Annotated in this window: 17 protein-coding genes; 2 read left to right on the forward strand and 15 right to left on the reverse strand. The window is 70.5% G+C overall.

Going from position 1 to position 17,448, the window contains the following annotated elements; translation table 11 throughout:
- The first annotated feature begins 76 nt into the window (after window positions 1-76).
- Entirely contained in the window at window positions 77-682 is a 606-nt protein-coding gene (locus ACIBKX_RS38220) for a DsbA family protein (RefSeq protein WP_363272175.1), read from the forward strand.
- Here the strand turns inward: ACIBKX_RS38220 and ACIBKX_RS38225 are convergent.
- From ACIBKX_RS38225 to ACIBKX_RS38285, 13 genes are all read right to left on the reverse strand, one after another.
- The gene (locus tag ACIBKX_RS38225; RefSeq protein WP_363272174.1) at window positions 675-1,205 is read right to left on the reverse strand and encodes a GNAT family N-acetyltransferase; all 531 of its coding nucleotides are present in this window, start codon (window positions 1,203-1,205) and stop codon (window positions 675-677) included. The genes ACIBKX_RS38220 and ACIBKX_RS38225 overlap by 8 nt on opposite strands.
- A gap of 179 nt (window positions 1,206-1,384) precedes the next feature.
- Window positions 1,385-2,242 (reverse strand): hypothetical protein, encoded by an 858-nt coding sequence (locus ACIBKX_RS38230; RefSeq protein WP_363272173.1) that lies wholly within the window; start codon window positions 2,240-2,242, stop codon window positions 1,385-1,387.
- A gap of 11 nt (window positions 2,243-2,253) precedes the next feature.
- Entirely contained in the window at window positions 2,254-3,000 is a 747-nt protein-coding gene (locus ACIBKX_RS38235; protein ID WP_363272172.1) for a sirohydrochlorin chelatase, read from the reverse strand.
- A gap of 5 nt (window positions 3,001-3,005) precedes the next feature.
- Window positions 3,006-3,917, reverse strand: coding sequence for an ABC transporter permease (locus tag ACIBKX_RS38240; RefSeq protein WP_363272171.1), 912 nt, complete (start codon window positions 3,915-3,917; stop codon window positions 3,006-3,008).
- Window positions 3,904-4,701, reverse strand: coding sequence for an ABC transporter ATP-binding protein (locus ACIBKX_RS38245; protein WP_363272170.1), 798 nt, complete (start codon window positions 4,699-4,701; stop codon window positions 3,904-3,906). Before ACIBKX_RS38245 ends, ACIBKX_RS38240 begins: the two co-directional genes overlap by 14 nt.
- Window positions 4,702-4,737: 36 nt before the next feature.
- On the reverse strand, window positions 4,738-5,868 hold the full coding sequence (locus tag ACIBKX_RS38250) for an aliphatic sulfonate ABC transporter substrate-binding protein (protein ID WP_363272169.1): 1,131 nt from the start codon (window positions 5,866-5,868) through the stop codon (window positions 4,738-4,740).
- A gap of 234 nt (window positions 5,869-6,102) precedes the next feature.
- Entirely contained in the window at window positions 6,103-7,476 is a 1,374-nt protein-coding gene (locus ACIBKX_RS38255; RefSeq protein WP_363272168.1) for a GTP-binding protein, read from the reverse strand.
- A 2-nt stretch (window positions 7,477-7,478) separates the two neighbouring features.
- Complete coding sequence (gene cysD / locus ACIBKX_RS38260) at window positions 7,479-8,417, reverse strand: sulfate adenylyltransferase subunit CysD (protein ID WP_363272167.1); 939 nt, start codon at window positions 8,415-8,417, stop codon at window positions 7,479-7,481.
- Between the two features lie 91 nt (window positions 8,418-8,508).
- Window positions 8,509-9,081 (reverse strand): adenylyl-sulfate kinase, encoded by a 573-nt coding sequence (gene cysC, locus ACIBKX_RS38265; protein ID WP_363272166.1) that lies wholly within the window; start codon window positions 9,079-9,081, stop codon window positions 8,509-8,511.
- Window positions 9,081-9,794 carry a phosphoadenylyl-sulfate reductase gene (locus ACIBKX_RS38270; protein ID WP_363272165.1) on the reverse strand — a complete coding sequence of 238 codons (714 nt, stop codon included), beginning with the start codon at window positions 9,792-9,794 and terminating at the stop codon, window positions 9,081-9,083. Before ACIBKX_RS38270 ends, cysC begins: the two co-directional genes overlap by 1 nt.
- Window positions 9,791-9,970, reverse strand: a complete 180-nt coding sequence (locus tag ACIBKX_RS38275) for a hypothetical protein (RefSeq protein ID WP_344518628.1) — start codon at window positions 9,968-9,970, stop codon at window positions 9,791-9,793. Before ACIBKX_RS38275 ends, ACIBKX_RS38270 begins: the two co-directional genes overlap by 4 nt.
- The gene (locus ACIBKX_RS38280) at window positions 9,967-11,664 is read right to left on the reverse strand and encodes a nitrite/sulfite reductase (protein WP_363272164.1); all 1,698 of its coding nucleotides are present in this window, start codon (window positions 11,662-11,664) and stop codon (window positions 9,967-9,969) included. Before ACIBKX_RS38280 ends, ACIBKX_RS38275 begins: the two co-directional genes overlap by 4 nt.
- A 136-nt stretch (window positions 11,665-11,800) precedes the next feature.
- A complete protein-coding gene (locus ACIBKX_RS38285) occupies window positions 11,801-11,884 on the reverse strand; it encodes a putative leader peptide (protein WP_323178717.1) in 84 nt (27 codons plus the stop codon).
- A gap of 231 nt (window positions 11,885-12,115) precedes the next feature.
- Here ACIBKX_RS38285 and ACIBKX_RS38290 point away from each other — a divergent pair, with 231 nt between their 5' ends.
- On the forward strand, window positions 12,116-15,202 hold the full coding sequence (locus tag ACIBKX_RS38290) for an NACHT domain-containing protein (protein WP_363272163.1): 3,087 nt from the start codon (window positions 12,116-12,118) through the stop codon (window positions 15,200-15,202).
- On the opposite strand, the gene ACIBKX_RS38295 is transcribed toward ACIBKX_RS38290, so the two are convergent.
- Complete coding sequence (locus tag ACIBKX_RS38295) at window positions 15,162-15,737, reverse strand: GNAT family N-acetyltransferase (RefSeq protein WP_363272162.1); 576 nt, start codon at window positions 15,735-15,737, stop codon at window positions 15,162-15,164. The genes ACIBKX_RS38290 and ACIBKX_RS38295 overlap by 41 nt on opposite strands.
- A 228-nt stretch (window positions 15,738-15,965) precedes the next feature.
- Complete coding sequence (locus ACIBKX_RS38300; protein ID WP_363272161.1) at window positions 15,966-17,258, reverse strand: GAF domain-containing protein; 1,293 nt, start codon at window positions 17,256-17,258, stop codon at window positions 15,966-15,968.
- Window positions 17,259-17,448: the final 190 nt, after the last annotated feature.

Below are 17,448 nucleotides of genomic sequence, written 5' to 3' on the forward strand. Positions count from 1 at the left end.
AGCCCGGAAGTGGCCCAGCGGGCCGACGGGGAAATGGCCCACGATCGTGTGCCACTGGGCCAGTACCGTCGGCGGCATGACGACCCGCATCGACTTCTGGTTCGACCCCGCCTGTCCCTTCGCCTGGATCACCTCCCGCTGGATCCTGGAGGTCGAGCGCGCCCGCGAGCTCGACCTCCGGTTCCACGCGATGAGCCTCTACTTCCACAACGAGGGCAACGAACTGCCCGACTGGTACCGGGAGTTGGTCGACAAGTCGATCGGCCCGGCACGGGTCGCCGCCGCCGCGGCCGAGCGGCACGGCGAGGGCGTCCTGCGGGACCTCTACACCGCCTACGGCGTCCGTATCCACGAGAAGAGGCACGAGGACTTCGACCAGGTCGTCGTCGACTCCTTGGCCGAGGCGAGGCTGCCCTCCGGCCTTGCGGCCGCCGCCCGCGACTCCGCGTACGACACCGTCCTGCGCCGCAGCCACGACGCGGGCAAGGACCCGGAGGCGGACGGCTATGTCGGCACGCCCACGATCCACGTCGACGGCACCGTCTGGTTCGGCCCCGTCCTGCGGGCCATCCCGCGCGGCGAGGAGGCGGTGCGGCTCTTCGACAGCTTCCGGGTGCTCGCCGGATGCCCGGACCTCTTCGAGCTGAAGCGCACCCGCACCGGCGGCCTCGACTTCAGCTGACGTCCCTCGGCGGGGCCGGGACGCGGGAGGTCATCAGGAGTGTCGTGCGGCCGTTGTCCTCCGGGACCGCGCGGCCCTGCGTGTAGCCGAGCCGCTTGAGCACGGCGAGCGAGGCGGTGTTCTGCGCGTCCACGGTGGCGTGCACCTCGGCCAGGGAGAGGGTGTCATGGCCGTACGACGTGAGCAGTCCGGCCAGCTCCGTGCCGAGGCCGAGTCCCCAGCTGTCCCGCGAAAGCCCGTAGACGATCTCATGGCCGTCGAGCCAGCTCTCGGGCGAGGGCTTGACCTCGGCGTGGCCGACATAGCGCCCCTCGTGCCGCACCGCCCAGATCGGGAAGTGGTTCTCCGCGTACACGAGAGAGAAGATCCGCCGGAACAGCGCGTGCGTCTGCTCCGCGCTCTGCATCCCGTCCCCGAACCAGCGGCCCACGGCCTCGTCCTGGAGGAGCGCCACGAACTGCCCCTCGTCGGCGGCTACATAGGGGGACAGGCGCAGGCGCGCGGTGCGCAGTACGGGGGTCATCGGGGTGACGGTAGGGGCTGAAGTGGCGGGTGGGCAAGGGAATTCGGGGGAGGCGCGCTACCGGGCCGGGACGGACTAGCCGCCCGCCGCGGCCCTCTTGCGCGCTCGCGGCCTTCTTGGGCGATTCGTCCGCCCCGCCCTGCCTCGCCCGCGTCACCGCCCCGTCACCGGCGGGCAGTTCACCCCGCCGGGCGCGGAAGACCGATCGGGTTCGGGAAGGGCAGCATGTCCGCGGCGAGGATCTGCCGTGCGGGATGGTCGAGGGCGGCCAGGAGCCGGTCCGCCGCCCGCGCGTCGAGCGGGCGCAGCAGCCGTGCCGACAGGCGGTCCGTGGCGTCCTCGACCAACTCCCGTTCGGTGCGGCCGTGTTCGGTGATGTGGCCGCTCCCGTCGAGGAAACCCCGGCCGCGCAGCCGGTCCACCGCCCGCTCCCACTCCTCCTCGCTCCAGCCCCGGTCCTGCCGGATCGTGCCCGCGTCCACCCGCTCGGTGGCCCCGGCGAGCACCAGCGCCTCGCAGGCGTCAAGGCCGTGGTCGGCGAGCGCGGCGACATGCGCGTCACCCCGGAACTCCCGTACGCAGGTGACCAGTTGCCACAGCCGCTGCACCGGATCGGCACGCTCGCTCACGTCACGGTTCGCCGTGAAGAGGGGCCGGGCCGGTGACGGGGCGTCCTCGACCATCGCCGCGAGCGGCGGGCACAGCTCGGCCGCGCGGTCCTCGATGTCCGGGACGAGGGCACGCAGCGCCCCCGCCGTGTACGCCGCGCGCTCCTCGACGACCCGGCCCGGTGAGACGTACTGCCAGGCCGAGGGCAGCGCGCGGGCCACCATGCCGGGGGCGAAGACGCCGAGCGCGGCAGCGGCCGCACCCGGCTCGACGGTGCCCATCGGGGCCGTCCGGGCGGCGAAATAGCCCATCCAGAAGCCCTTGAGGCCGAGGGCCCTGCCGAGCGTGCGGCAGCGCTCCTCGAAATAGATCACGGCGTGCAGGGGCTCGGTCCGCAGCCAGAGCGTGCGGGATCTGGTGAGGGTCATGGACCCACAAGCTAGGCCAGCGCGGGGACCCGCGCCAGAAGTCCGGCCGCACATGACTCGTCGTAGCGCCGCAGCAGCAGCCGCGCCACCTCGGGCGCGGGCCCGAGAACCGGGGCCAGTACGTCCGCGTCGGCGGCGCCCCGCGCGATCCGGTCCGGCAGGAAACCTGGCGCGATCACATAGGGCGCGACTGCCACCCGGCGCACCCCGAGGGCGCGCAGCTCCCGCACGGCGTCCTCCGTGCGGGGAAGGGATGCGGAGGCGAACGCAGGCCGCACGGCGCACCAACCGGTGTGCCGCCACTCCCGCGCGATTTCAGCGATCACTGCGATCGCCTCCGGGTCAGATGACCCCGCCGAGGCCAGCACGACCCCGGTCGAGGACTTGTCGGCGGGCGCCAGGCCCGCCTCGTACAACCGCCGTTCCAGGGCGGTGAGCAGCAGCGGCGAGGGGCCGAGCACCTCGGCCTGCCGGATGCGCAGCCGGGACGGGGCCTGGTCGAGCACCGCCGGGATGTCCGACTTCGCGTGGAAGGCCCGCGTCAGGAGCAGCGGCAGCGCTATGACGTCGCGTACGCCCTCGGCGTCCAGGGACTCCAACACCTCGGGAACCGACGGCGAGTTGAAGTCCAGGAAGCCCGTCTCCACCCGCAGCCCCGGCCGCTGCGCCCGCACCCGTCGCACCAGCGCACGCACCGTCGCGGCGTGCCGCGGGTCGCGGCTGCCGTGGGCGATGACGAGAAGGACGGGTGCGGACATGGCGATCAGCTCTTCACGAGCAGCCCGCGGCCGCGCAGGACGCGCCGCTCAAGGGGGCTGAAGATGAGCAGGTCGATGGCGATGCCGACGACGAGGATCAGCAGGATCGCCAGGAACACCTGGGACATGCTGCTGTTGGTGCGGCCCGCCTCCAGGAGCTGGCCGAGCCCCATGCCGAGGTCCGGGGACTGCGCGATGATCTCGGCGGCCATCAGCGAGCGCCACGAGAACGCCCAGCCCTGCTTCAGACCCGCCAGATAGCCGGGCAGCGCGGCCGGCATCACGATGTGCCAGGTGTGCCGCAGGCCCGTGGCGCCCAGCGTGCGGCCCGCCCGCAGGAACAGCGGCGGCACCTGGTCGACGCCCGCGACCAGACCGTTGGCGATCGAGGGCACCGCGCCGAGCAGGATCACCGCGTACATCATCTGGTCGTTGAGACCCAGCCAGATCACGGCCGGCGGCACCCACGCCACCGACGGCAGCGACTGCAGACCCGACAGGATCGGGCCGATCGCCGCCCGCACGAAGCGGATGCGCGCGACGATCAGGCCCAGCGGCGTACCGATCACGAGCGCGAGCAGGAAGCCGAGCAGACCGCGCGAGACGGACGTCCAGATGTAGTCCAGGAGCGTCCCCTGCAGCCAGGCGTCCTTGACCTCCTGTCCGACCGCGGAGGGCGAGGGCAGCTTGTAGGAGTCGGTGACCTTCGCCCACACCAGGATCTGCCACACCACCAGGACCAGCACGATGGCGGTGACCGGCGGAAGCACCTTCTGCACGAGGGTCTTGCGGAACGGCGTACGGCCCGTGTGGACCGTCTCCAGGGCGTCGAGGCCCGCCTCCAGACCGGCCAGGTCCTGGCTGCTGTCCCGCTCGGCCTTGTCGACTGGGCCGGCCGAGGTGTCAGTCCTTGCCATGACGGCGGATCTCCCCACGCAGTTGTTCGGTGATCTCGACGGACAGTTCCGCCACGGCGGTGTCCTCGATGCGGCGCGGGTGCGGGATGTCGACCCGCCACTCGTGCGCCACCCGGCCGGGACGCGACGAGAGGAGCACGACGCGCTCGGCGAGGCGGACCGCCTCGCGCACGTTGTGCGTGACGAAGAGGACGGAGACGTTCGTCTCGCGCCAGATGCGGGTCAGCTCGTCGTGCAGCACGTCACGCGTGATGGCGTCGAGCGCGGCGAACGGCTCGTCCATCAGGAGCAGATTGCTGTCCTGCGCGAGCGCGCGGGCCAGCGCCACGCGCTGCCGCATGCCGCCGGACAGTTCGTGCACCCGCTTGCCGTGCGAGCCCTTCAGCCGTACGAGTTCGAGCAGCTCCTCGGCGCGTTCGCGCCGCTCCGCCTTGGCGACGCCGCGCAGCTTCAGGGCCAGCTCGATGTTCTTGCCCGCGGTCAGCCACGGGAAGAGGGCGTGCTCCTGGAACATCAGGGCCGGACGGCCGTCCGTGGCGATGTCGCCCGCGGACGGCTTGTCGAGCCCTGCCACCAGGTTGAGCAGCGTCGACTTTCCGCAGCCCGAGGCTCCCAGGAGGGTGACGAACTCGCCCGGAGCGACATCGAGCGTGATGTCGTCCAGGACGAGCTGCTGTCCGGCGGGCGTGCCGAAGGACTTCGAGACGTGCTCGATCCGGGCTGCGTACGCGCCGGTCTCCGTGCTGTCCGCCGCCTTGGCGAGGGTGGTGGTTGCGGTTGCCATGGTCGTCACCTCCTGGGAACTGGTCGGATTCCGGGGTTACTTGACGCCGAGACCGGCGTCGTCGACGGCGGGCCTGCCGGCCGCCTTGAGGACCTTGTTCAGCGGCCCGAGGTCGTAGATGCCCTTGAGGTCGGGCTCATCGAGAAGGCCTGCCTTGACCGCGTGGTCGGCCTCGCTGTCGAGCGTCGCGGCGAGCGGGTCGTCCGTGGTCTGGATCGACTTCCACGCCGGGTCGATGACCTCGGCGGGCAGCGCCTTGCCGGAGGCCTCCTTGAGGGCGGCGTTGGCGGAGGCCTTCGCCTTCTCCGGGTTGTCCTTGATCCACTGGTTGGTCTTCACGGAACCGCGCAGCACGGCCTCGACGACCTTCGGGTGCTCCTTGAGGAAGTCCTGCGACACGATGATGTTCGTGATCACGAACTTCTTGTCGGGCCACAGGTCGGCCTCGTCGAGGATCACCTTGCCGCCCTCGGCGACCAGCTTCGACGCGGTCGGCTCCGGGACCCAGGCGCCGTCGATGGAGCCCGACCTGTAGGCGTCCGGGGTGATCTTGTTGTCGGTACGGACCACCGACACATCGCCCTTGCCGCTCTCCGCGTCGACCTGCCAGCCCTTCTCCTTGATCCAGTTGAGGAAGGCCACGTCCTGCGTGTTGCCGAGCTGCGGCGTCGCGATCTTCTTGCCCTTGACGTCGTCCAGGGACTTGATCTTCTTGGGGTTCACCACGAGCTTCACGCCGCCGGACGCCGAGCCGCCGATGATGCGCAGGTTCTTGCCCTGGGACTTGGTGTAGCCGTTGATGGCGGGCGACGGGCCGATCCAGCCGATGTCGATCGACTTCGAGTTCAGCGCCTCGATCTCCGAGGGCCCCGCGTTGAACTGCGTGTACGTCGCCTTGGTGGCGCCCAGTTCCTTCTGGAACAGGCCCTCCTGGTCGCCGACGAGGGCGGTGGCGTGCGTGAGGTTCGGGAAGTACCCGATCTTGACCTCGTCGAGGCCCTCGATCTTCTTCGCACCGGCGGCGATGTCGGCCTTGTCGTTCTTGTCCGAGGCCTCGGAGCCGTATCCGCAGGACGTGAGCACCACGGCGAGCAGCGGCAGGGCGGCGACGGCGGCGAGGGCGCGGCGGCCGCCGGTGGTGCGTGGTGCGCGGAAGCTGGCAGGCACGGGAGGGGTTCCTCTCGTTGGCCCGGCGGTCACGCCGTCTTTCAGGTCGTGGCCGGGAGATCGGCAGGTTTTCGTCTTCGCGGGTGGAACTCGCGGGGGGTGAGGGCGCGCAGGCAGTGCGCGTACGTCTCTACGCACATCGCCCGACACCGCCGGTCCCGCTGCCGAGGGCGCCGCTGCCGATGCGGCCGCCCTCCTTCGCGAAGGTCGAGAAATAGTCGATGGGGGTCATGACTAGAAGTCCCAGCCCTCGTCGTCCGCAGCCGACTTGGCCTCGTCGGCCGCCTCGCCGCCGGTGGCGAACGCGTCGCCCGCCATGCCCGCCGCGAGCGTCGTGCCGTCCGCCGGGTCGATCAGGAGGAAGGAACCGGTGCGGCGCGAGTCGGCGTACGAGTCGAGCGCGATCGGCTCCGCCGTGCGCACCAGGACCCGGCCGATGTCGTTGGCGACGAGCTGTCCGGGTGCCGGGTGCTGCGAGAGGTCGTCGAGGGTGAGCCGCGAGGGGATCTCCTTGACGATCGCCTTGACCGTACGGGTGGTGTGCTTGAGCAGCACCCGCTGGCCGACGGCGAGCGGCTGGTCCGCCACGTGACAGACAGTCGCCTCGATGTCCTGCGTGGTCGAGGGCTGGTCGCCGCTCGGCACGATCAGGTCGCCGCGCGAGATGTCGATGTCGTCCTCAAGAAGCAGCGTGACGGACTGCGGCGTCCACGCCACGTCGACCGCCTTGCCCAGCAGGTCGATCCCGGCGACCTTCGACGTACGCCCGGACGGCAGCACTGTCACGGACTCGCCGACCCGGAACGTGCCGGCCGCGATCTGACCCGCGTAACCCCGGTAGTCCGGGTGCTCGGCGGTCTGCGGGCGGATCACGTACTGGACGGGGAGGCGCGCGTGGCAGGAGGTCAGGTCGTGGCTGACCGGGACCGTCTCCAGGTGCTCCAGGACGGTGGGGCCGCCGTACCAGTCCATGTTGGAGGACGGCTCGACGACATTGTCCCCGGCGAGCGCGGAGATCGGGATCGCGGTGATCTCCGGGACGCCGAGCCCGACGGCGTACGCGGTGAACTCCTCGGCGATCTTCGCGAAGACGGTCTCGTCGTACGCGACGAGGTCCATCTTGTTCACGGCGAGGACGACGTGCGGGACGCGGAGGAGCGCCGCGACGGCGGCGTGCCTGCGGGTCTGCTCGATGACGCCGTTGCGCGCGTCGACCAGGACCACGGCCAGGTCGGCGGTGGAGGCGCCGGTGACCATGTTGCGGGTGTACTGCACATGCCCCGGAGTGTCGGCCAGGATGAACCGGCGCCGCGCGGTGGCGAAGTAGCGGTACGCCACGTCGATCGTGATGCCCTGCTCGCGCTCGGCCCGCAGACCGTCGGTGAGCAGCGCCAGGTCGGGGGCCTCGGCGCCACGGCTCGCGGAGACGCGCTCCACGGCCTCCAGCTGGTCGGTGAGGACCGACTTGGAGTCGTGAAGCAGGCGGCCCACGAGGGTGGACTTGCCGTCGTCGACGGACCCGGCGGTGGCGAAGCGCAGCAGGGTGGTGGCGGACAGCTGCTCCGTGGAGAGCGGCTGCGCCTTGTCGGGTTCGGTGGTGCTGGTCATGGTTAGAAGTACCCCTCGCGCTTACGGTCTTCCATCGCGGCCTCGGAGAGCTTGTCGTCGGCCCGCGTCGCGCCGCGCTCGGTGAGACGGGACGCGGCGATCTCGGCGATGACGGCGTCCAGCGTCGTCGCGTCCGAGTCGACGGCTCCGGTGCAGGACATGTCGCCGACGGTGCGGTAGCGGATGAGCCGCTTCTCCACCGTCTCGTCGTCCTTGGGGCCGCCCCACTCGCCGGCGGTCAGCCACATGCCGGAGCGCTTGAACACGTCACGCTCGTGCGCGAAGTAGATCTCCGGCAGCTCGATGCCCTCGCGGGCGATGTACTGCCAGACGTCCAGCTCGGTCCAGTTGGACAGCGGGAAGACGCGGACGTGCTCGCCGGGGGCGTGCCGGCCGTTGTAGAGCTGCCACAGCTCGGGGCGCTGGCGGCGCGGGTCCCACTGCGAGAACTCGTCCCGGAGGCTGAACACCCGCTCCTTGGCGCGTGCCTTCTCCTCGTCACGGCGCCCTCCGCCGAAGACCGCGTCGAACTTCTCGCTCTGGATCTTCTCGGTCAGCGGCACGGTCTGGAGGGGGTTGCGGGTCCCGTCGGGCCGCTCGCGCAGCTTCCCGGCGTCGATGTAGTCCTGCACGGAGGCGACGTGAAGGCGCAGCCCGTGCTCGGCGACCACGCGGTCGCGGTACTCGATGACCTCGGGGAAGTTGTGTCCGGTGTCGACGTGGAGCAGCGAGAAGGGCACGGCGGCCGGGGCGAACGCCTTCAGCGCCAGGTGCAGCATGACGATGGAGTCCTTGCCGCCGGAGAACAGAATCACCGGCCGCTCGAACTCACCCGCCACCTCGCGGAAGATGTGGACGGCCTCGGACTCCAGGGCGTCCAGGTGCGACAGCGCGTAGGGGCTGTCGGTGTCCTCGGTGACGGTGGCCACGGTGGTGGTCATGCTGCACCCCTTTCGTTCGCTTCTCCGCCTGCACGGCGCAGAGGTGCGGGCATCGTCGTTGTCTGCGGCTGGGCGGCCGCGCATGCGTCGCTCACAGGACACCCCTTTCGATGAGCAGCGCGCGCACGGCCGCCGCGGACTCCTGCACGGTCTGGTCCTGGGACTCGATGCGCAGATCGGGCGACTCGGGCTCCTCGTACGGGTCGTCGACCCCGGTAAGACCGGAGATCTCGCCCGCCGCCTGCTTGGCGTACAGACCCTTCACGTCGCGTACGGAGCAGACCTCGACGGGCGTGGCCACATGGACCTCCAGGTACGGCGTACCGCCCTTCTGGTGGCGCCCCCGCACCGCCTCGCGGCTGTCGGCGAACGGCGCGATCACCGGCACCAGGACCTTCACCCCGTTACGGGCGAGCAGTTCGGCGACGAAGCCGATCCGCTGCACGTTGGTGTGCCGGTCCTCGCGGCTGAAGCCGAGGCCCGCCGAGAGGAACTCGCGGATCTCGTCGCCGTCGAGCACCTCGACCCGGTGGCCGTCCTCGCCCAGTTTCCCGGCGAGTTCGTAGGCGATGGTGGTCTTGCCCGCGCTGGGCAGACCGGTGAGCCAGATGGTGGCTCCGGTGGTCACGTGGTTCTCCTGGGTGTGTGTCTGGGTGGCCGTCATCAGTGGATCCCGCACTCGGTTTTGGCGTTGCCCGACCAGCGTCCCGCACGCGCGTCCTCGCCCTCCAGCAGGCGACGGGTGCAGGGCGCGCAGCCCACGGAGCCGTAGCCGTCCATGAGGAGCGGGTTGGTGAGTACGCCGTGCTCGGCGACGTAGGCGTCCACGTCGTCCTGCGTCCAGCGGGCGATCGGCGAGACCTTGACCTTCTGCCGCTTCTCGTCCCAGCCGACGACCGGGGTGTTCGCCCGCGTCGGGGACTCGTCGCGGCGCAGCCCCGTCGCCCACGCGGCGTACGAGGTCAGGCCCTCCTCAAGGGGCTTGACCTTCCGCATGGCGCAGCACAGGTCGGGGTCGCGGTCGTGCAGCTTCGGGCCGAACTCGGCGTCCTGCTCGGCGACGGTCTGCCGGGGCGTGAGCGTGATGACGTTGACGTCCATCACGGCCTCGACGGCGTCGCGGGTGCCGATGGTCTCGGGGAAGTGGTAGCCGGTGTCGAGGAACACCACGTCCACGCCGGGGCGGGCGCGCGAGGCGAGGTGGGCGACGACGGCGTCCTCCATCGAGGAGGTCACGCAGAAGCGCGGGCCGAAGGTGTCGGCGGCCCACCGCAGGATCTCCGACGCGGACGCGTCTTCGAGATCCCGCCCCGCCTGCTCGGCAAGCGCCTTCAACTCGTCGTTCGTACGCGTCTCTTGAGCCTGAACGGTCGTCATATCTCTTCCCCTCCACCGCTGTTGCGCTGAACTCCCTGGGCGAGCAGCCCGAGGAACTTCAACTGGAAGGCCCGGTTGCACGCCGCGCATTCCCACGCGCCGTGACCGGTCTCGTTCGGACGCAGGTCCTCGTCGCCGCAGTAGGGGCAGTGAAAGGGGGCGGCACGCTCACTCATGAGAGAGCCTCCTCGCTGGCGCGGGTGACCCAGGTGGCGAACCGCTCGCCGTCCGTACGCTCCTCCTGGAAGCGCTTGAGGACCCGCTCGACGTAGTCGGGCAGCTCGGCCGATGTGACCTTCAGGCCGCGCACCTTGCGTCCGAACCCGGCGTCGAGCCCCAGCGCGCCACCAAGGTGCACCTGGAACCCCTCGACCTGATTCCCCTCGTCATCAAGGACCAACTGGCCCTTGAGCCCGATGTCGGCGACCTGGATCCGGGCGCAGGCGTTCGGGCAGCCGTTGATGTTGATGGTGATGGGCTCGTCGAACTCCGGGATGCGGCGCTCCAGTTCGTCGATGAGCGAGGCGCCGCGCGCCTTGGTCTCGACGATCGCCAGCTTGCAGAACTCGATGCCGGTGCAGGCCATGGTGCCGCGCCGGAAGGGCGAGGGGCTGACCTTGAGATCGAGCGCTTCCAGCCCGGCGACGAGCGACTCGACCTGCGCCTCCTCCACGTCGAGCACGATCATCTTCTGCTCGGCGGTGGTGCGAAGGCGCCCCGAACCGTGCGCGGCCGCAACCTCGGCGATCTTGGTGAGGGTGGTGCCGTCCACGCGCCCGACGCGGGGTGCGAAACCGACGTAGAAGCGGCCGTCCTTCTGCTTGTGGACGCCGAGGTGGTCGCGCCAGGTGCCGGCGGGCTGCTCGGGCGCGGGCCCGTCGACGAGCTTCCGCTTCAGGTACTCGTCCTCCAGGATCTGCCGGAACTTCTCCGGCCCCCAGTCGGCGACGAGGAACTTCAGGCGCGCGCGGTTGCGCAGCCGCCGGTAGCCGTAGTCACGGAAGATGCCGATGACACCGCCGTACACGTCCGGCACCTCGTCCAGCGGCACCCAGGCGCCGAGCCGCACGCCCAGCTTCGGGTTGGTGGAGAGCCCGCCGCCGACCCAGAGGTCGAAGCCGGGCCCGTGCTCGGGGTGATTGACGCCGACGAAAGCGACGTCATTGATCTCATGAGCCACGTCGAGCTGGGGCGACCCGGAGACGGCGCTCTTGAACTTGCGGGGCAGGTTCGAGAAGTCGGGGTTGCCGATGAAGCGGCGCTGGATCTCGTCGATGGCGGGGGAGCCGTCGATGATCTCGTTCTCGGCGATACCGGCGACGGGCGAGCCGAGGATGACGCGGGGCGTGTCACCGCAGGCCTCGGTGGTGGACAGCCCCACGGCTTCGAGCCGCTCCCAGATCTCGGGAACGTCCTCGATCCGGATCCAGTGGTACTGCACGTTCTGCCGGTCGGTGAGGTCGGCGGTGCCGCGCGCGAACTCCTGCGAGATCTCGCCGATGACCCGCAGCTGCTCGGTGGTGAGCCGACCGCCGTCGATCCGCACCCGGAGCATGAAGTACTCGTCGTCCAGCTCCTCCGGCTCCAGGATCGCGGTCTTGCCGCCGTCGATGCCCTGCCGGCGCTGGGTGTAGAGCCCCCACCAGCGCATCCGCCCGCGAAGATCATTGGGGTCGATGGAGTCGAACCCGCGCTTGGAGTAGATCGTCTCAATGCGTGTCCGCACATTGAGACCGTCGTCGTCCTTCTTGAACTGTTCGTTCCCGTTGAGCGGAGTGAAGTGGCCAACGGCCCACTGGCCCTCACCACGGTGACGGCTCACCTTGCGCCGGGGCGCGGCGGTCGTGGGCTTTTCAGGGGTGGCAGCCATGGAGATACGTCCTTCAGGGCGGGCTGTGGGCGGCTCTGACCAGCACACTTCGCGCAAGGGGCGCGGCGGTGCGCAAGAAATGGGTCAGCGAGAATCAGGAAGCGTCTGTAAGAAAGGGGCGGCGGTGCTGGTGCTGTCAGCTCGCCGGACACATGGCGCTGGACATGCGGCAGAGATCGACGTGACGTCGACTCACCAAGGCAATTCCAGTGCGATCCATGGCGGAAGCGTGTCACGGGACTTTAGACGCAGTCCACCAGTGTCCGTAGTTTGGACATTCTCGTCTCGCTTTGTGGGACAGCGTGATCTGGGTCACTTCGGGCCGGGGGCGCCCTATCCTGCTGTCCAGGTGAGCGGGCCTTGGGGGGCTCTTATGTGGGGACAGGCTTGGGGGTGGCTGGCAGCCTGGGGGGTGTCCGGCCTCGCGGTGCTGGGCGCCTCGATTGTGGCCGTGGCCAATGACGCGTTCAAGGGCTGGCTGAAGGGGGTGCCGGGCAGGCTCCTCTTCGCGTGTGGCGGGGAGCGCCGATTCCTGGACCGGTATGCCGCCGATCTCCACGCTCGTCATCACGAGGTGCCGATTCCCTTCGCGGTCCCTTCCGGCCCCGACGTGAAGATCTCGGTCTCCGCCGTGTACGTCCCGCTGCGGGCGGCCGAAGGGATCTCGTCCCGAGGACCGGCGGGCACCGAGGTCCTCGGATGGGAGGCGGTGGACGCACTGCTCGCCGCGGGCAAGAAGGTGATCGTCTGCGGGGACCCGGGGGCGGGGAAGTCCATGTACCTCAGGCGGGCGGTTCTGGGGTGGGCGGAGGCGAGCAGTGCGGGCACTCGCCCGGAGCGTGTCCCCGTACTCCTCGAATTGCACGAGCTGAAGCCCGACGCGCTCAAGCCCGGCGGCATCGACGTCGTCGCGCTCCTCGCCCAGCACTTCGCCAGCCCGGCGGGACGCAACGTACCCGAGCGCTGGATCGAGAAGCAGCTCCTCGCGGGCCGCGTCACCCTCTACCTGGACGGCCTCGACGAGGTCCCGGCGGCGGACCGGCGCGACCTCGTGCGCTGGATCAACGACGTGGGGCGGAACTACCCCAAGGCGGGCATGATCGTCACCTGCCGCACGGCCGTCTACCCCGCGCACCGGGAGCATCTGAAGGAGACGGTCGACCGCTCGCTGGCGATCCAGGAGTTCACCGATCTCCACATCCACAGGTTCTTGCGCGGCTGGCGCTGGCCGCCGCGCACCCCGCCGGACTCCGTCGACCGCCTTCTGAAAGCGCTGACAGAGGTCCCGCGCCTGATGTCCCTCGCCCGCAACCCCCTCCTCCTCACGGCGATCGCCTACCTCTACAGCTACGTCTATCCGCACACCGACAAGGAGCTGCCCCGTACGCGGGCGGAGTTCTATCAGCAGGTGTCCGACGCCTTCGTGGAGGACCGGGGCCGGCCGGGCGAGTTCGGCAGCGAACTCAAGCGGGCGGTGCTGTGCCATGCGGGACTCAAGGCCCAGGACGCCCTTGCCGAGTCGGGCGGCCGCCGGGGCGCCGACGAGGGAGTGGGCCGCGAGTTCCCTGGAGGGGTACTGCTGGACTGGGTCGCGCAGACCCTGGAGAAGCAGCACGAGCTGCCGGACAGGGCCCGGAGCGTGATCGACGAGATCTGCGTACGGAGCGGTCTGCTCAGCAGGATCGAGAACGGCCGCTACTACCAGTTCGCCCACATCTCCCTCCAGGAGTACCTGGCGGCTGAGGCCCTCGCCGGTGACTGGGACGCGCTGCTCACCCGGTACGACGCCGATCCGGAGCGGTGGCGGGAGACGGTGCGGCTGTGGTGCGGGGTGACCAGGCACGATTGCTCGCCGATGATCAGGGATCTGCGGGCGCGGGATCTGCTGCTGTCGTTCCAGTGCTTGGCGGAGGCGCGGTATGTGGAGGGGGAGCTGGTCCGGGAGATGGTCATCGACGCGGGTGAGCGGCTCGGATCGGGCGATATGGGCGATGCGTCGGGCACGGCCTTGGAGGCGGCGCTGGGGGTCGCGGCGACCGGTCCGGCTGCCATGTCGGACGCGGTGTTCGCGCTGCTGGAACCGCTTGCCGGTGTTCCGGCGACTCCGGGGCCCACGCGCGGGGCGGCGATCCGGGCCCTCGCGGCGACGGGTTCCCCCGGCGCGGCTCAGTTTCTCGCTGCGCTGCTCGACCGCTACGAGGCGGCGCGTGCGGCGCTCGCGAGCATGGGTGACGTCGCGGTGCCCGTCCTGCGGGGAGCCGCGATGGAGCGGAACAGACTCGCGGTCGAGCTGCTCGGAGCGGTCGGGACGGGGCGGGCGGCGGTGGCGTTGGCGGACGTCATGATCGCTGAACTGGCCCTCGACGTGGGCGCGTCACTGAGTCGCCGATGTGCTGTCCTGCTCGGCGGGCTGATCGCGGAACCGGAGGTGGAGCAGGCGGTGCGGGAGTGGGCCCGGCAGCCGAGCTGGGCGGGCCCGAGGGAGTCGTCGCTGACCGGAGACCCGGGCGTGTGGTTCCCCTTCGCGGAAGATGCCGACGACCCGATCATCCCGGTGATGGGGTTGGTGATCAGGCTGGTCGGCAATGCCTTCGAGGCGGGCGAGCTGCCGACGGAGGCGGGGCTCGACGCGCGGCCGGCGGCCGTTCTGCTGCTGCACGCGGCGGCCGGTGCCGTGGGCGGTGAACTGCAACCGCCGGTGCCGGAACACCTGGACGAGGTCTCGGAGCGGATGCACTTTCCGACGGACCGCAGAGATCGCACGCGTGCCTATTTCCTCGGCCTGGCGGTGATCGAGATGGTGGTGCCTGTCCGGGGTGCGCCCCCGGAAGAGGAGAGCCTGAGCGCCCTGTACCAACTGTGCCGTCAGGCATGGGCTCGGACGGGGCATAGGGCTGAGGGCGTGCTGCACCTGCTCGACAGGCTCCCCGTCAGAGAACGCCTGCTGGTACTCGGCCTCCGGTGGCACCGACTTTACGTGCGTCCCCAGGTATGGGAGACCTGCGCCGACCCTCCGCAGGACACCGACTACGACGTGAACAAGAGCTGGCACTACCGTCTCGCCCTTGCGCTCCTCGTCGCCACTTCGGTGGTGGCGGGGGTCAGCGCCGTGCGCGCGGCTGTGAGCGTCGCCCCGTGGGGACCGCCATGGCTGGGATGGGTCGCCCTGGGTGCGCTCGGGTTCGGCTGGTCCATCCTGCTGGCCAGCGGGGCGCGATCCGACCTGGAGGAGGGCCGTCTGGCGACGCTCCCCTTCGCGGTGATTGTGCCCACCGGGCCGGAGGACCTCCTGTCGCTCATCAGCAGCCTGGTCTTCCTCCCCGCCACCGCCGTCTACGCCTTCGTCGCCTGGGCCGACTGGTGGGGCACCACTACGGCCGTCGCGCTCTCCGGAGCCCTCCCCGCCGTCTGCGCCGCGGCGCTGCTCCGCGGCCTGGCCCGCAAGCGCAGAGCGGACCAGGGCAAGGACATCGCCCGCCAAGTGGCCCACGAGGTGGTCACCGCCCTGCGTCGGCCCCCGGCCACGGCCCCGGAGTAGCGACATCCGGCTCCTGCTCCACCTTCGTGTCGAACAGCTTGAAGCCGCGCCGCAGATAGTTGTCCATCGCGTGCTCCCCGTCCTTGGAGCACGTGTGCAGCCACACCCGCTTCGTCGGCGGGAGGTCCGGCCAGCGGTCCGCCAGGTCCCAGGCCCGGCGTACGCCCTGGGAGAGGAGATACCCGCCGATCCGCCGCCCCCGGAAGGCGGGGATCAGACCGAAGTACACGATCTCGACCACGCCGTCCGCCTGCGCCTCCAGCTCCACGTACCCCGCAGGCGTCCCCTTGTCGTACGCCACCCACGTCTCCACGCCCGGCTTCGACAACTGCTCCTGCCACTGGGCGTAGGAGAGGGACAGCCGGTCGATCCAGTGGATGTCGCCGCCCACGGAGGCGTACAGGAAGCGGCTGAACTCGGGGGAGGGGATCTCGGCCCGGACGATGCGTACGTCGTCGCCCTCGGGCGCGGCCGCGGGGAGCAGATCGGTGGGAGCGGTCTGCTCCAGGGACCAGGTGGTGACAGTGAGGCTCATGCGGGCCAGCGAATCATGCGGCGGGAACGGCGGCCAAGGCGGGCCGGTCCGGAGTGCGGCAGGGAGGTGTCGCTCATGCCGGTGAATGTGGGGGATTCGCCTGGACCGCGTCACCCACACTGCCGGTGCCGGCGCCCTTGAGCAGGCGTGCCCATTGCGCCTGACGGGCCCCGTCCCGCCAGGCCTGCGCGACGACGGTGGTGCTGACCTCGTTCGGCAGGACGCACCTCAAGGCTCCGGAACCCGTCGCGCCCTGCGTACCGCCGGTGCCGTCGAGTGCGGCAGCAGGTTCGCCGGACAGTCGGGCAGGATCACCCGGACCTCCACGTCCTCGGGGAAACGGTACGGGCGGTGGGCTATCAGGCCGCCCAAGTAACGGCGCACACGGGAGAGTTCGGCTCGGACGGTGACCGTGCGGCCGGGGTCGCCGAACATCTCGTCCGCCAGGTCCGAGGCGCTGCGCCCCTTGGCGTCCAGGCTCAGCAGGAAGAGCAACTCGGCGTGCCGCGGGCTCAGTTCATGGGTCCAGTCGCCCGCGCCGCCGCCCTCCACGGTCACCGACCAGCGGCGCGGCGCGCTCACGTCCAGGATCACCCGCGTGCCGGTGAGCGGCCGCGGCTCCTCCTCGACGCGCACCAGCCAGCCGCCGGGCAGCGGCTCCACCGCACACGTACCGAGCGAGGGCAGCCAAGTGTGCCCGGCGGCAAGGTACTTGGGCAGCGAGAGGCGGTCCGTCGGCGGCATGCCCGTGACCGCCGCCGTCCAGCCGTCCTGGTCCACCGCGACGGCACGGCCGCCGAGACGGGCCAGGATCGGCGCCGCCACCGTCCGCAGCCGGTCGAGCGTCGTCAGATGGGTCTCCCGCAGCCGCGCCTCGGCGAGCTTGGCCACCGAGTCGACCAGGGCCAGCGTCGCCGGATGCATCGTGCTGAGCGGGCCGCTGACGTCGACGACGCCGATGAGGCGGCCGGAGCGCGGATCGGTGATGGGCGCGCCCGTGCACGTCCACGCGTGGTGGGTCTCCACGAAGTGCTCGGCGGAGAACACCTGCACGGGCCGCCGCACCACGAGCGGCGTCCCGATGCCGTTCGTGCCGACGACGCTCTCGGCCCAGTCCGCGCCCAGTTCGAAGCCGAGCGAGTCGGCCTTGCGCAGTACCGCGGCGTTCCCCTCGCGCCACAGCACCCGGCCCTCCGCGTCACAGACGACCATGATGTGGTGCGCGGCGTCCGCCACCGATACCAGGGCGTCCCGGAGCACGGGCAGGATCTCCATGAGCGGCGAGGCCTGCCGGCGTTCCTCCAGCTCCTCGATGCTGAGCAGCCGGGACCGGAAGTCGTGGTCCGGGTCCACCCCGTCGTGCAGCATGCGCACCCAGGACTCGCCGATCACCGGACGCGGCATCACCCGCGGCCGCTGTCCGGAGAGCGCCGCTTGCCGGACGCCCGCGAGGAGGCGCGCGGCCTGCGCGGCGTCCATGGCGGAGATCCTCGCGAGGTTGATCGTCGACGTCGCGGCCATCGCTGAGTCCCTCCCGAACAGACCAATGCGTCGCGGCTCGTACCCATCGTGCCCTTTCGGTGCCCGCAAGGGTATTAGTTCGGGAATGAACCGATGAAGTTGCAACCTTCTGCAACCCTCGCGAACAGTCGTGCGACGGTCGAAGCTGAGCCCAACGCCGTTCGCGCGGCGTTCACGCTCCTCAACGGGG

Source organism: Streptomyces sp. NPDC050658 (assembly GCF_044457025.1).
Classification (GTDB): domain Bacteria; phylum Actinomycetota; class Actinomycetes; order Streptomycetales; family Streptomycetaceae; genus Streptomyces.